General features: G+C 40.5%; 7 protein-coding genes and 1 riboswitch. Of the genes, 4 read left to right on the top strand and 3 right to left on the bottom strand.

Annotated elements, in window-relative coordinates; translation table 11 throughout:
• Positions 1-47: 47 nt before the first annotated feature.
• Positions 48-1,418 carry a diguanylate cyclase domain-containing protein gene (locus L8106_RS10000; RefSeq protein WP_009784154.1) on the top strand — a complete coding sequence of 457 codons (1,371 nt, stop codon included), beginning with the start codon at positions 48-50 and terminating at the stop codon, positions 1,416-1,418.
• 11 nt (positions 1,419-1,429) lie between these two features.
• Here L8106_RS10000 and L8106_RS09995 read toward each other — a convergent pair whose 3' ends face one another.
• Together L8106_RS09995 and L8106_RS09990 are read right to left on the bottom strand one after the other, a co-directional pair.
• Positions 1,430-5,845, bottom strand: coding sequence for a CheR family methyltransferase (locus tag L8106_RS09995; RefSeq protein WP_009784153.1), 4,416 nt, complete (start codon positions 5,843-5,845; stop codon positions 1,430-1,432).
• A gap of 114 nt (positions 5,846-5,959) precedes the next feature.
• Positions 5,960-7,237 (bottom strand): RNA-guided endonuclease TnpB family protein, encoded by a 1,278-nt coding sequence (locus L8106_RS09990; protein ID WP_009782307.1) that lies wholly within the window; start codon positions 7,235-7,237, stop codon positions 5,960-5,962.
• 54 nt (positions 7,238-7,291) lie between these two features.
• On the opposite strand from L8106_RS09990, the gene tnpA reads away from it, so the two are divergent.
• The 3 genes from tnpA to L8106_RS09970 all read left to right on the top strand — a co-directional run bounded on the left by tnpA (position 7,292) and on the right by L8106_RS09970 (position 13,990).
• Entirely contained in the window at positions 7,292-7,696 is a 405-nt protein-coding gene (tnpA, locus tag L8106_RS09985; protein ID WP_009782306.1) for an IS200/IS605 family transposase, read from the top strand.
• A gap of 1,194 nt (positions 7,697-8,890) precedes the next feature.
• A riboswitch (cyclic di-AMP (ydaO/yuaA leader) is annotated at positions 8,891-9,037 on the bottom strand.
• Between the two features lie 391 nt (positions 9,038-9,428).
• Positions 9,429-11,423, top strand: a complete 1,995-nt coding sequence (gene bchD, locus L8106_RS09975) for a magnesium chelatase ATPase subunit D (RefSeq protein WP_009784151.1) — start codon at positions 9,429-9,431, stop codon at positions 11,421-11,423.
• Positions 11,424-12,211: 788 nt separating this feature from the next.
• The gene (locus L8106_RS09970; protein WP_009784150.1) at positions 12,212-13,990 is read left to right on the top strand and encodes a response regulator; all 1,779 of its coding nucleotides are present in this window, start codon (positions 12,212-12,214) and stop codon (positions 13,988-13,990) included.
• On the opposite strand, the gene L8106_RS09965 is transcribed toward L8106_RS09970, so the two are convergent.
• The gene (locus L8106_RS09965) at positions 13,987-14,892 is read right to left on the bottom strand and encodes a LysR family transcriptional regulator (RefSeq protein ID WP_009784149.1); all 906 of its coding nucleotides are present in this window, start codon (positions 14,890-14,892) and stop codon (positions 13,987-13,989) included. The two genes, L8106_RS09970 and L8106_RS09965, sit on opposite strands and share 4 nt — an antisense overlap.
• Positions 14,893-15,207: the final 315 nt, after the last annotated feature.

Here is a 15,207-nt window from a genome sequence, read left to right as displayed (position 1 = left end):
AGAAAAAACCTCAAATCATTGAAATAAATCCTCATCAATTCAAAGCAATGGATAATTTGAATCATAAATTAAAAACAAATATATTAGTTGTTGATGACTATTTAGATAATTTAACACTTTTAACAATAATTTTAAATAACTTAGGTTATCAAGTTAGACAAGCAGATAGCGGAAAAACGGCATTAAAAGCAGTAGAAGAGAAGTTACCGGATCTGATCTTACTCGATATTCAAATGCCGGAAATGGATGGATACAGTTGTTGTCAACAGCTCAAAGCCAATCCCAAAACCAAAGACATTCCGATTATTTTTCTGAGTGCTTTTAATAATGCTGTGGATAAAGTTAAAGGCTTTGAAGTTGGTGGCGAAGATTATATTACTAAACCTTTTTTATTAGAAGAAGTGATTGCTCGGGTCGAAAAACAACTCATTTTAAAACAGCAAAGAAACCAACTAAAGCAAGAACTGAAATACCGAAAAAAAATTGAAAAAAAGCTTTTAGAATCTCATCAAGCTATAGCTCAAATTCTAGAAGCTTGTCCAGATGGAATTGCCGTCTTAAAATTTATTCCAAGTCGCCCCAATAAACCTGCTTATTTTTATTGCACTTTTATCAACTCAGTCATGGAAAGCTTCCTAAAAGCCAATACAAACAAATCTATTCATCCCCAAATATTGAAAGGTTCTCTAGATATTTTTGATTCAAGTTTATTTGAATATTTTATCAAAGTTGTCAAAACTAGACACCCTTTTGAACGAGACTTATACTATGAAACCCCAGAAATAACAGCTTGGTATTCAGTTAAAGCCATTCCTTATGGACAGGGTATACTAATCATTGTTCGTGATATCACTGAACGCAAGCAATGTGAACTCGTTCTTCATGAAACTAATAGTATTTTATATCAACAAGCGATCACGGACAATTTAACAAAAATTTCTAACCGACGAGCTTTTGATGTCTACCTTAAACAAGAATGGAAACGAGCCAAACGAGAAGCACTTTCTCTGGCTTTAATGATGATTGACATTGACTACTTTAAACGGTATAATGATCATTATGGACATGAAGCAGGCGATCGCTGTTTGTATACTGTCGCTCAAACAATTCGCCAAGCCGTTAAACGTCCGTCTGATTTTGTTGCTCGTTATGGCGGTGAAGAATTTGCGGTGATTTTGCCGAATACGGAGCGAGAAGGAGCGGAAACGGTTGCTGATAGTATCCAAAAAGCGATCCATGATTTCAAACTTCCTCACGCTCAATCTCCGATCAGTTCATGTATTACCCTCAGTATCGGAATTAGTATTCAAATACCAACCTCTGAAGATTTTACGATTCTGATCCAGACTGCTGATCATGCACTTTATGAAGCGAAACATCAAGGGCGCGATCGCATTCAGGTTTATGGGAGTGATTAGCGAGAACCTATTCAAGTCTCAGAATAGTCACTGTTGATAAATTCACTGATCGCATGAAACTGATCATCTAAAGCCAGTTTACTCAGGACTTGTTTGAGTTGAACTTGTTCTTCGGGAATCTCCTCTAATAATTGTAAAATCCTGTATAAATTACAAGTAAGCGCTGCTTCATAAAGTTGCGATCGCCATTCATTCGACATCTGATCGAGTTCTTCTAAAAGTGCGTTATCATCCCTTTCTTCGCCATAATCCGCCTCAAATTCTGTAGACTCTAGAGAACGATAAACATAACGTACACCCAGACACTCAGCAATTTTATCGAGTATAACGTCTTCTTTAATGGGTTTAAATATGATCTCATCACAGCACCGATTCAGTCTTTCCTGTTGACTGTCATCTAAAGCCGAAGTCAATATCGCAATCATCACTGTCCCCTCACCTTTTGGAGTTGCTTTAATCTGTTCTATCGCTTCTAATCCATTAAGAATCGGCATTCGGATATCCATTAAAATTAATTGGGGTTCATGCTGTTCAAATTGAGTGATCGCCTCCAACCCATTCGTCGCTTCGATGATCTCAAATCCTACCGATTCTAATATCAATATTAACAGTTGACGACTATCAGCTCGATCATCAACCACAAGAATTGTATATTGAGGCTCGTCAGCAGCCAAACCAATGATTTCTTGACGCAACTGTGGGAGTGTAGCAGACCGTTTCACCGGAGAATTACTAACAATAGAGAAATGAATTCTCGTTCCCGCTCCCAAGGTACTATTAACCCCAATTTCACCGCCCATCATTTCCACAAAATACCGACAAATTGCTAAACCCAAACCTGTTCCTTGCTGAGAGTTCCGTCCAGATTTTCCCTGAACAAACGGTTCAAAAAGACGATCTAATTCTTCAGGGGGAATTCCTCGACCTGTATCTTCGACTTCAAACCTCAGCTTCAGAGATTGATCTTCATTCTGATTCGATAACGTTGAATCAACATTCACTCGTAAGCAAATCTGACCCACATCTGTAAATTTAATCGCATTAGTAATTAAATTAATCAAAACCTGACGCAATTTCGTTTTATCGGTTTGAATCTGTTGAGGAACCTGGGAGTCGAGATTAACCCGAAATTCTAAACCTTTGCGCTGAATCTCGAGTTTAAACATTTCCTGAAGTTCATCCATCAAACAATATAAATCAAACCACTCGACATTCAACTCCATGCGGTTTGCTTCGACTTTTCCGAGATCTAGCAATTCGTTAATCAGTTTTAAAAGTTGCTGACCATTATTAAAAATCAGGTTAACTTGTTGCTGTTGCTGGCTGTCGAGGTTATCACATCGTTCTAACAATTGAGTAAACCCCAGAATAATATTCAGCGGACTTCGGAGTTCGTGAGTGACTCGGCTGAGAAACTGGCTTTTAGCATTGTTTGCGGTTTCCGCTTTCTGTTTCGCTTCTTCAAGTTCTTGGGTGCGATGGCGGACTCTTTCCTCTAAACTTTGATTAAGCTGATCTAATGCTAACTCGGCTTGTTTGCGAGCAGTTATATCCACAATAATCCCACCAATCGCTTGTTCTCCGTGATCCCATTCTACGGAATAATAAGTAACCAACCAATAGCTTTGTGTTTGCGGATCAGTCGATTCTCTACCCTGAACTTCTATATTTCTGACGGGTTCTCCAGTCCCCAGAACGTGCTGATAAACTGGCATCAATTGCTCGTCAGCTAACTGAGGAATTACTTCTGAAAGTCTTTTGCCGAGATAGTCTTCTACAGACCTATTATTCATCTCAGCCAGCCTCGGATTGACCCGTAAAAACTGTAAGTTAGAATCAACTATAAATAAACCCACCGGACTACTCAAGTTGAGATTTTCTAATAGATTATTCGTATTTTCTAGCCGTTGCTGAACTTTTTTAATCTGATTAATATTGACAAACGTGATCACGATACCATCACAACTATTCTCCTCTCGCAAATAGCAATTCATTCGCATCAATAACTGTTCGCCAGTGGTTGATAAAGTCACTTCTTTTTCTTGCGCTTCCTCAGTGGCGAGTACCTGCTGCAACACTTCTAGCAAATTCGGACAGTCGAGATTATTGGTAAAATCAAATAGCGAACGATTAACATCGCTCGGTCTAATATTAATCGCCTGGGTTGCTGCGGGGGTAAATCGACGAATATTTAGGTTTAAATCGAGAAATAATACTCCCAGATTGGTACTTCTCAGCAAGTTATCTTCATCGTCTGTTAGCTGAGTGAGCTGTTCAATTTTTAACTGATATTCGGCATTAACCGTGTAGAGTTCTTCGTTGGCAGACTGCAATTCTTCGTTTGTACTTTGCAGTTCTTCATTGGAGGCCAGCAATTCTTCATTGGTTGCCTGCTGTTCTTCATTAAACGTTTCTAATTCTTCGACAACCGCTTGTAAATTTTCTCGGGTTTGTTGCAGTTCATTTTCCAATGCTACAATTCGTTGAGCCGCTTCTGATTCGATTTCATAGCGGGTTGATTGCACTGACACAGGGGGTTGATTTTCCGGATTTTCTACTTCTAATAAGACAATAAAATAATCTTCCAAGTTGTCGATATCAGGTTGATAACCGATCTTCAGCCTCACCGTTTCAGACTGATTATTGCGGCTAATTTTAATCCCGTTATACATAACAGGTTCTTTGTTTCGTTTAGCCCGGTGCAGGGAGGTAGCCAGGGGCAATTTTAAATCGGAATGGATTATTTTAGTAATATCCAAATCCGCCTCCCCCAAGCGAATTTCTAAAAGTTCGGCACTATTGTAAAAAACATTAATTAATCGATTGTCTCGATTCACCAACACGCAACTAATCAGCCTGGACTCAAAACTCTGTTTAAAAATCTCTGCTAGTAATAGCTCAAACTGGGGAAGATTTGACGGATTCGGTAAAATTGAACTCATGGAAGTTCTAACAATAGCAGGCTGGCGGGTGACAGACTGGGCGAGGGATAGCTTGATATCTCGACGTTTGCTGAATATTTTCCACTGGGGATTGATCACAGCAAATTCCCCGCTCAACTCTCCCAAAGATTCCGTATCGCCCAGAAACAAAACTCCCTGCGGCTTCAAAGAAAAATGCAGCAATTGCAACACTCGCTGTTGTAACTGGGGCTGCATATAAATCAAAACATTGCGACAAGTCACCAAACTCATCCGAGAAAAACCCGGATTATTAGTTAAATCGTGGGGCGCGAAAATCAGCATTTCCCGCAGCGATCGCTTCACCCGAAAACAGCCATTACTATAAGTAAAATACCGTTCCAAACGTTCGGTCGAAATATCATTGGCTATCGCTTCGGGATAGATGCCGTTAGAAGCTGTTTCTAGGGCTTGAGTATCGAGATCGGTGGCAAAGATTTTATAATTAATCGCTTTTTCGCTGTTGCGAATGGCTTCATCGACTAAAATCGCGATCGTGTAGGCTTCTTCTCCCGTCGCACAGGCGCTCACCCAAACCCTCAGTTGATCTTCTGCGGTAAGTTTATTAATTAGTTCCGGTAAAACTTCGTTGGCGATAATTTTCCACGCCTGGGGATCTCGAAAAAACCGAGTCGCCCCGATCAGAATATCCTGACAAAGTTTTTGCTGTTCTTCGTTATTTTTGCCTAAAAATCGAATATAACTTTCAATCGTTCCCATCCGAGACAGGGCGAAGCGATGCCCGATGCGACGGTTGAGGGTGGTAGTTTTGTATTGAGAAAAATCCGTTTGTTGTTTTTTGGTGAGAATGTTTAAAATCAGCCCCAACTGCTCCGTTGTGACGATATTGGGGGCTTGAGAATAAATCCGTTCTCCGCCCAGGTGGATAATATCATAGACGACCTCGGCCAATTCTACCGGGGAGAGGATTTCATCGACCAAACCCGAGGGAATGGCGCTGGTGGGCATTCCTTGAAATTGAGCGCTGTCGGGACATTGAACTAAAGCAATTCCTCCGGCGCGACTAACGTTTTTTAAGCCTTCCGACCCGTCGCTTCCCGAACCCGATAGGACAATTGCGATCACCCGTTCGTTGTATTCTACGGCTAGCGATTGAAAAAAGTGAGTAATGGGATGGCGGACGCCCTCTGTGGGAAAATCAGTTAAATACAGGCAATGATCCCGGATATTGAGATAGGTGTGCGGGGGTTGGACATAGATGTTATTTTTATCGATCGCGCTTTCATTCTCGATCACATTGACGGGTAGGGAGGTTTGGCGCTGTAGAATTTCGGCTAGCCGATGTCCGGTGTCGGGTGGCTGATGGAGAATCACGATAAAGGCAGCATTGGGATTTTGGGGTAGATTGGCAAAAAAGGCTTGTAGGGCTTGTATTCCGCCCGCAGAGGCTCCAATTGCAACAATATAAAAATTTTCTTGTTGATCGGATGGATTGGGATTTGACATCTATTCTCAGGCCGGCAAATTTTTTCTTGAGAGCTATAGCAGTTCGCGCTGGTAAAAGGCACTCTTGCGAGAGGAAGTAGAAAATCTTTGTGACGTACTCCAGACGTTCGTTGCTTAGGCAACAGAACGCTGGCTTCTCCTCTTCTTATTATCAGAAGATTTGCGTTTTATAGTGAGGCGAACGCCCAACCCCACTTTTTTTATTAATATTGCCGAATTAATGTCTCTTGACATTGATGCACCACAAGCGCAAGAATGCCAACGATCTGATAATTCTTTAGGAACACGATTAAGACAAATTGCACAATGTTGAGATGTACCTTTTGGATTGACTTTAACTACTTTCTTGCCAGCTTTTTCAGCTTTGCCAGGAAGTATCTCGCTAAGAAATCCAGAGATACCAGCATCAGCAAAACTTTTGTTTAACCCAGATTTAGCTGATTGTCCATTAGGTAGAAATGTTCCATTTTCTCCCTGCTTAGGTTGATTTCGCCTAGACATATTGGATACCTTTAAGTCTTCAACAAATAAGACATCAGCTTTATCTAAGAGTTGATTAGCAATTTCATAGTGCCATTGTTTACGTTGCCTTGCGATCTTTTGATGAAGTTTCGCTACTTTTTGGTTGAGCTTTCTTCTGGCTTTAGACCCTAATTTTCTACGATCTCTTTTTGATTGAAGTTTAGCTAATTTATCTTCGGATTGGCGATAGAATTTAGGGAGTTTAACAGCAGTTAAATCACTGCAAGCAACAAAAAACTCTAAACCACTATCAATACCTAAACTGTTTTCTTCTGTTGGTTGAATATCTACAGTTAGGCTAGGAACTGATTTATCTTCAAGTGTTAGTGTTACATACAAGCCATCAGCTTTTTGGGTAATTAAAGCTCTTTTAATTGTCAACCCATCAGGTAAAGGACGATGTTGAATAAACTTAATATTGCCTAATTTGGGGAAAGTAATATGATTATTGTTAACACAATCAGGCTTAATAGAAGGAAACCCAATTGTTCGATATCTATTCTTTCCTTTAAATCGAGGCTTACCGCTACGTTTTCCATTTTTATCTCCCTTGATATAACGACTAAAAGCTAGATCGACTCGTTTGACCATATCTTGCAAAACATGAGCATGGATGTCTTTATACCAAGGTCGCTCTTGTTTTAATTGAACAAGGGATCTTTTTTGTTTATAGTATTCTGGTTGTTCTCTAGGTTCAGCAATACTACAAACTAAAGGACAAGAATTAACGTAATTTCTGTTGTTTTCCCACCAATCAAATCTATCAGCTAACAAATAATTGTACTGACACCTTAATTTTTCTAGCCAACTGTTGAGACGACAACGTTGTTCGTAATTAGGTTTTAAACGATATTGGTAAGAAATTATCATGGTAAACCTCGACCTGTTACAATGACTGTAACATAAAACAGGCACGGTGACAACATGAAAGATGATTTTGTCTCTAGCGGGAGAGCAATATCAGACTTAAAAGCCCACTTGGTTTTGACAACTAAGTATCGACGTAAAGTGTTTACAGGAGCTATAATAGAGCGACTTCAAACCATCATATGGGAACGCCGTAAATGGGATTGTCAGATGATTGAAGTTAATGGGGAAACAGACCACATTCATTTGCTTTTCCAATATTACCCACAATTAGAATTACCTAAGTTTGTAGGTAACTTAAAATCTATAACCAGTCGTCGTTTAAGAACTGAATTTCCAGAATTAGCTGATGTTTATAGAAAGTCAGTTTTATGGAATGAATCATATTTTATTGCTAGTTGCGGAGGTGTAACTGTTTCACAATTAAAAGAATATGTTGAGAATCAAAAAACTCCTAATTGACAAAATTTCGGACATCGAGTCCTTAATTTGTCGGGCTATCCTTCCCGACGTTCATCTTCGATAGAACGCGGGGCTGTCGCCATTAGCTCAGTAAAAGTTTGAGACTTTCTCAATTTTATCAATTTGTCAATTCATGACTTGCGACCTAACTATATTAATAACTTTTTATAAGGATATAAGATTGGCTCAGTCATTGAGCGCTCATCAGTGATTAGGGATACTCAATCCGCTTAACCAAAATGATATCAAAAAAAATCAAAACCCTTGCCAAAAATCGATTTTAGAATGTAGGTAACTACTGTATTACAACCGATTTTGGTAGAATTATACTTAATCCAGAAACATTAAGCATCGGTTTTAAGTTTTGTGAAGTCGGCTAGTCTCTCTTTAACATCTTCAGTTTACTCTAATCAAACGTTTAAAAGATCCCCCCTCTGAGCATATATAAATCTATACCTATAGAGGGATGTTATAGCGCTACGCGCAAGTCAGAAGTCAGAAGTAGACTACAGAAGGCTTTCAGCTTTTACTAATGTCTAATGTCCTAACCATAATGCGTAGTGCTATATTCGAGATTCTTCCCGGAGTTAACAATATCAAAAAACTCCCGATCTCCCGATCACTCTATCACTAATCATCGGTCACAAGCATTTAAGTATTTTATATTTAGGATACAAGGCTGTTCTCTGTTTGATTTGAAAAGATTAGGAAGTTAGATTTTATCATTAAATACTAGAGTTGAGGTGAGTTGTCTCTGTTCTGATCACTCACCTCTATTGATTTGCGATTAAATTTGGGGGTTAATCTTAACCCACTGCGACATTTACTGATTTTCCGATTAAGCTCATTACCTCCAAGTAGTTCCTAAAAAGTTTAGCGAACGTTAAACTGGAGTTAACCAGCATGGGTAATGTTGGTGTTGGCATGGTGGTCACCAGAAAAGAATGGATGATCAGCCATATTAGAAGCATTCCTACACTTCCAAGAACGGGGATTATAATCATATCACTCGTCTTCAGCCACAGGAAAGGAACCCACGCAGCTTTCTCTGAAAGTGCGATCAATGATAATGGAATTCGGGGTGTCATGGTAAACCGTTCAGGTTCTAGGGTGGGTACTACAAATCAGACCTATACCAACCAAGGAAACTGAATTGACAATCTATCTAATTGTGAATATTAGAAGGTTGACGCTTCAGCCTCCTCTCAATGCCTACGAAGTTAGCTGACGGGCGAGAGCTGAGAGATGCTCTTCTCATTGTCTTGGTCACTCTGTTTCCAAAGACTCCCTTTGCGAGATTAGCCCCAAATAGTGGTTCCTCCGTTCCAGCAACACTTTTATTATTTATCTCACCGATCAAAAATCAGTGTTCTTAAAAAGTGCTTTGTTTCTGCCGGATTAGGCTGACTGTTTGTTTTAATTTTCTGTATCTATTCTATCTTTATTTTTGCTGAATTGTCAACAATTTTTTAATTTTTTTTGATAGATAAAATTAGATAAGATTTCCTTGGTGATCTCGGTTACAAAAACTGATGAATCCAATTGTTTTTCACTCGGGGTCAGAGATCCTCCGGAAAATTCTCCGATTTGAGATTTGTAATCTTTTTTACTTCAGTTTGGTATCAGAAATCACTAAAATTACGGAGACAATCCTCAAGGTGTCAACCCAAAGTTAGTCAAAACACACATCAATTGCTATGATCAAAGGTTGTACCTAAAAAACTATAAAGTCATGCCTGCGGCAACCGCTCCCACACCGATCAGCTTCCCGTTGAGTGCCGTCGTTGCACAAGAAGCGATCAAACTCGCCCTCCTACTCGCCGCCGTTGACCCAGGACTGGGAGGGGTGGCGATCGCTGGACGTCGAGGCACAGCCAAGTCCATTATGGCCCGCGCCCTTCATGCCTTGTTACCGCCCATCGAAGTGGTCAAAGGAGAAATCGCCAACCTCGAACCCGATCCCGACAACCCCAACCTCGAAACACAAGTTATCCCCGCACCTTTTATACAAGTCCCGTTGGGCGTAACCGAAGATCGTTTACTCGGTTCAGTCGATGTCGAAAAATCAGTAAAACAGGGAGAAACAGTTTTTCAACCCGGTTTATTAGCAGCCGCTCATCGAGGTATTTTATATGTTGATGAGATTAATTTACTTGATGATAATATTAGTAATCTTTTATTAACCGTTCTTACCGAAGGCTGTAACCGCATCGAACGAGAAGGGTTGAGTATTGAACATCCGTGTAGACCCTTATTTATAGCAACTTATAACCCCGAAGAAGGGCCACTACGAGAACACTTATTAGATCGAATTGCCATTTCCCTTTCAGCCGATAGCGCTCTAACCTTAGATCAACGAGTCGATGCAGTAGATCGAGTCAATCGTTATGCCAGTTCTCCCGAAATATTTTCCAATCAATATAACGAAGATATTGATAACTTAAAAACACAAATTCTCTTAGCCCGAGAATGGTTAAAAGACGTCACCCTCAAACCCGAACAAATTCTGTATCTAGTTGAAGAAGCCGTGCGAGGGGCGGTCAAAGGACATCGGGCCGAACTATTTGCCGTGCGAGTAGCCAAAGCATCTGCGGCGTTTGAAGGTCAAACCGAAGTTCTCGCTGATGATCTGCGACGTGCAGTAGAATTGGTTATTGTACCCCGTGCAACTGTTATTCAGACGCCACCCGAAGAAGAACAACAACCCCCGCCTCCACCTCCCCAGCCCCCTGAACAGTCCGATCAAGATCAAGATCAAGACGAAGCTGAAAGCGAAGACAACGACGAAGACCAAGAAAACCCCGAACCCCCCGAAGAAGACCCCAGCAGCATCCCTGAAGAATTTATTTTTGATCCGGAGGGTGTTATACTCGATCCAACTGTGCTATCCTTTGCAAATACAGCAAATCGTCAGGGTCAATCTGGCAGTCGCAGCTTAATATTTTCAGATGATCGGGGTCGCTACATTAAACCGATGTTGCCAAGAGGAAAGGTTCAACGAATTGCTGTCGATGCAACACTAAGAGCTGCGGCTCCCTACCAAAAAGCTCGACGTCTGCGTCAACCTGATCGACAGGTGATTGTGGAATCGGGGGATATTCGCGCTAAATTGTTGGCGAGGAAGTCCGGGGCGTTGGTTGTGTTCTTGGTTGATGCTTCGGGTTCGATGGCGCTTAACCGGATGCAGTCGGCAAAAGGTGCGGTGATGCAACTTCTAACTGAAGCTTATCAAGGTCGCGATCAGGTGGCGTTGATTCCCTTTCGTGGAGAACAGGCTGAGGTGTTGTTACCGCCAACTCGTTCCATTGCTGCTGCCAAACGACGATTAGAACGAATGCCTTGTGGGGGCGGATCACCTTTAGCTCATGGGTTAACTCAAGCGGTTCGAGTGGGGATGAATGCCAAGCAGTCTGGTGATATTGGTCAGGTGGTGATTGTGGCGATCACCGACGGACGGGGAAATATACCCTTAGCGCGATCGCTCGGTGAACCGATATTAGATGAAAAAAAGCCAGATATTAAAGGAGAGTTGTTAGAAATTGCCGCAAAAATTCGCGGGTTAGGGATTCAATTGTTAGTCGTAGATACCGAGAATAAGTTTGTTTCAACCGGGTTTGCAAAAGAGTTAGCCAAAACCGCAGGTGGGAAATATTATCATTTACCCAAAGCAACGGATCAAGCGATCGCAGCCATGACTCAAAACGCCCTAAAAGATGCGATTGGTTAATGTTTTCTCCTGTTAAAAAGGAAGGTTGATATTGATATTGACTCGCCCCCTAAATCCTCTCTCCTGTGACTGCGATGGGAGTAAATAGGGGGCTTTGAATAGTTCTATTCCCCTAAAGTTCTCCAAAAAAATGACTCCATTCCCCAAGTCTTTTGTGAAGTATTCGGCTGAGTTGCGTTGTCATTGACTTTCTTTTCCGGTTTCATTCCTTCAACTAAATAACGAGTATAAATCCCGCACCTTCTTGTTCAAAGGAAAGTTGAATTGCATTTGAAGATGTCAGTATTGCTTGTTCTTCACACCCAATTGTTGCAAACCTTATGCAAATGCTCCACTGTAACAATAGTCTAGAATTATAACCTGTCGCTTGCCAGGGCTATTATTCATCATTTCGTGAACAAAACCCAGCAGGAACGGAGGTTGCCTGGAATTGAGGGGATGATTGGCGTCGCAGTGTTCGTTCAAGGAGTTTAGGTGCAAACACAAGCGCCCCTACAGTTTGAAATTATCAGATGATCAAAAATATGGGTGTATTTTTCATTGGTAAAAATTTATGATTTTTCTATATTTTTTTAACAATTATATGGATAAATTTAACTTTTAAAAATCTTGATTTATTATTAAAAATGATCTCAATCACTTTAAAAAAGTATAAAATTACTTATCGACAAAAAAATAAAGAATGTCTTAATGTTTGAAAGCTTAAAACACCATCAAGAAGTGGGAAAGAGTACGATCTCTAACGTTAAGATTATAAGAATAGTGATCAGAATAGTCAAATCGGGAAAATGTACCGTGAACCTCTTGAGTCTGATGTGATTTTAGTTGTAGATGACAGTCTGAGCGATCTACAGGTGTTGGAGACGGCTTTAAAAAAAGGCGGTTTTAGTGTTTTCACTGCTGAAAACGGAGAAAAAGCACTCCAGATTGCAGAGTCTGTTCATCCAAATCTGATTTTAATGGATGTTATATTGGATGTTATCAACGGATTTGAAATCTGTCGTCATCTCAAAGCTAACCCGTCTCTGCGAGAGATTCCGGTGATTTTTTTGACAAATCTTTCTGAAACGATTAATAAAGCAGAAGGCTTTGCTGTCGGTGGTGTTGATTACCTCAGCAAACCCATAGATGAAAATGAACTTTTAGCCCGTGTTCGCACGCATCTAACAGTTCAGCAAATGCAGCAACATCTCGCGATTCAAAACCGCACCCTCCAACAAGAAATTAAATCTCGTCTCCAAGTTGAACATCAGTTAGAACAAGCCCTCAACTTTCAAGCTGTCGTTGAAGACATTACTGAGAAAATTCGCGATAGCTTAGACGAAGAACAAATTCTACAAACCGCCACCGCAGAATTAGCGAAGGTACTGGGGATTAATCGCTGTCAAATCGAACTCTATAATCTCGATCAAACTCAAGCGACAATCGCCTATGAATATAGTACCGGATTACCGAAATGTCAGGGAATGATCCGAGAGCTTGACGACTTTCCCGAGTTGTATCAACAGTTACAACAAAAGATGTCGTTACAATTTACAGAAAAAATATCACTATCGAGTTCTCAACAATCCCCTCAAACTTGTTTAGCTTGTCCGATTTTTGAAAGTCAAGAAGTAGTCGGTACAATTGGCAATTTACGCTTACTCAAACCCTGTCACGAAGTCTTTGAAGACTTGGAAGTTCAGCTTGTTCAGCAAGTTGCAACCCAATGTGCAATTACCATTCGTCAAACGCGACTCTATCAAGCCGCCCAAAAGCAAGTTGAAGAGTTAAAGAAACTCAACCGAATTAAAGATGAATTTCTCAAAACAATTTCTCACGAACTGCGAACCCCAATGAGTAGTATTAAACTGGCAACTCAAACCTTAGAGAAGTTTCTCGAAGACGAGTCAGCCCTACAAAAATCTTCTACATTTAGGAAAGTTTTAGATATTTTTCGTCAAGCGTGTAAGCGACACAATCAACTGGTTGATGATTTAATTAGTTTGTGTTATTTGGAAGCCAAAGCAGAAACGATGGTGTTTGAATGGCTAGATTTAGACACCTGGCTACCGGAAATCGTCCAACCATTTTTAGAACGAGTTCACCATCAAAACCAACAATTAAATCTTGATATTTCTCCTGAACTTCCTTTGCTCAAATCTGATATTTCGATCTTAGAACGAATTGTGCGAGAGTTACTCGATAATGCGTGTAAGTATACCCCCGTTGGAGAAAAAATTACGGTTTCTGTACAAGCAACAGATGAGATTATCTCCTTGAAAGTCAGCAATTCAGGAATTGAAATTCCTCCTGACGAACAGCAGCGAGTATTTGACCAATTTTACCGCATTCCCCATCACGATCCTTGGCAACATAGCGGCACCGGATTAGGATTAACTTTAGTACAGAAATTAGTTGAACTGTTAGATGCTTCAATTGAACTGGAAAGTTCAGCAAACTTAACTCAGTTTTTGATTAAATTTCCCCAAGAGCGTCTAGAAACGACTCCGAGTTACTATTCAAATTCTAGCTATATTATTCATTGCCAGTCAAACTCGGCTTGTCCAGCACAATGTAAATGTTAAACAGCCGCTTTCTCAACAAATTGCCCTTGATGTCGGAGTGCATCTAAAAACGCATAAATTGCGGGAGAGTGTAGGGCATTGTTCAAAACAGCCACCCCAATTACTCGTTCTAACGGTGAAGGTAATTCACAAACTTGTATTTGAGGAGGAAGGGGTTCGGCTGCTAGACGCGGCAAAATTCCCACACCTAAACCCTGCTTAACCATACTGACAATTGTAGAGTCTTCTCGAACCTGATAGGCAATACTCATGGGATATTTTGACGTTTTCAGATAAGTCGAAATCAACTGAGCGCAACAATTAATTCCAGTCATAATTAACGGATAAGACGCTAACTGTTCCCAAGTCAATTTTGAGGTTTGTATGGGATAGTTTGGCGGGAGTAAAGCAATATATTGATCACGAATAATTTCCCAGGTTTCAAACTCATCACTCGCCGGGAGATAAGTAAAGCCAATATCTGCCCGTCCTTCTCGCACGGCTTGTTCCATATTAATTGTGTCGTCCATTTCTGTTAATGTCACCGTAATCTCCGGGAAACGTTGGCGAAATTCAGAAATCACCGTTGGTAAAATATGAGTCGCAATACTGCGAAAACAAGCAATGCGAACCTTTCCTCCTTTGAGTCCTTTTTCTCGGTTTGCTTCTATCACTATATTGTCTAATAAATGCTGAACCTGACGGGCTTGGGTGACAATTCGTTCTCCAACTGGAGTTAAAGAAGCCCCATATCTTCCTCGTTTGAGAAGAATGACTCCTAATTCTTCTTCTAAGGTGGCGATCGCATGGCTGATCGTAGACTGAGATAGATTTAACTGAAGTGCTGCTTCACTAAAGTTACCGCAAGAGGCGATCGCAACTAAAGCACGGAGTTGGGAGAATTTCAACCCTTGAGTATTCATACTGTTGGCTCCCGATGTTAAAAAAATTGATGGGTATCTATCGATTTTATCGATAAATGTCATAGATAGCATCCGTTGATCATAAGTTAGGTTAAAAGATATAGTAAATCTATCAGGAAAATTAAAGACTAAAAGCCGATTTGGGGGGATGATTCATTATGGAAAATTGTGCAAATGTTTCCGACAGAGATCGTCTGGAAAGAGTTTGGCATCAACAGCAAAAATATTTCCGCGTTTCTCATGATCTCAGAGAACAGATTCGCAAAGTTTTTTATCGGTTAATAACAGGCTTAACAACTGAGGATCAGCTCAAAA

Source organism: Lyngbya sp. PCC 8106 (assembly GCF_000169095.1).
Lineage (GTDB): Bacteria > Cyanobacteriota > Cyanobacteriia > Cyanobacteriales > Microcoleaceae > Capilliphycus.
This window is presented reverse-complemented; position numbering and strand designations above follow the sequence as displayed.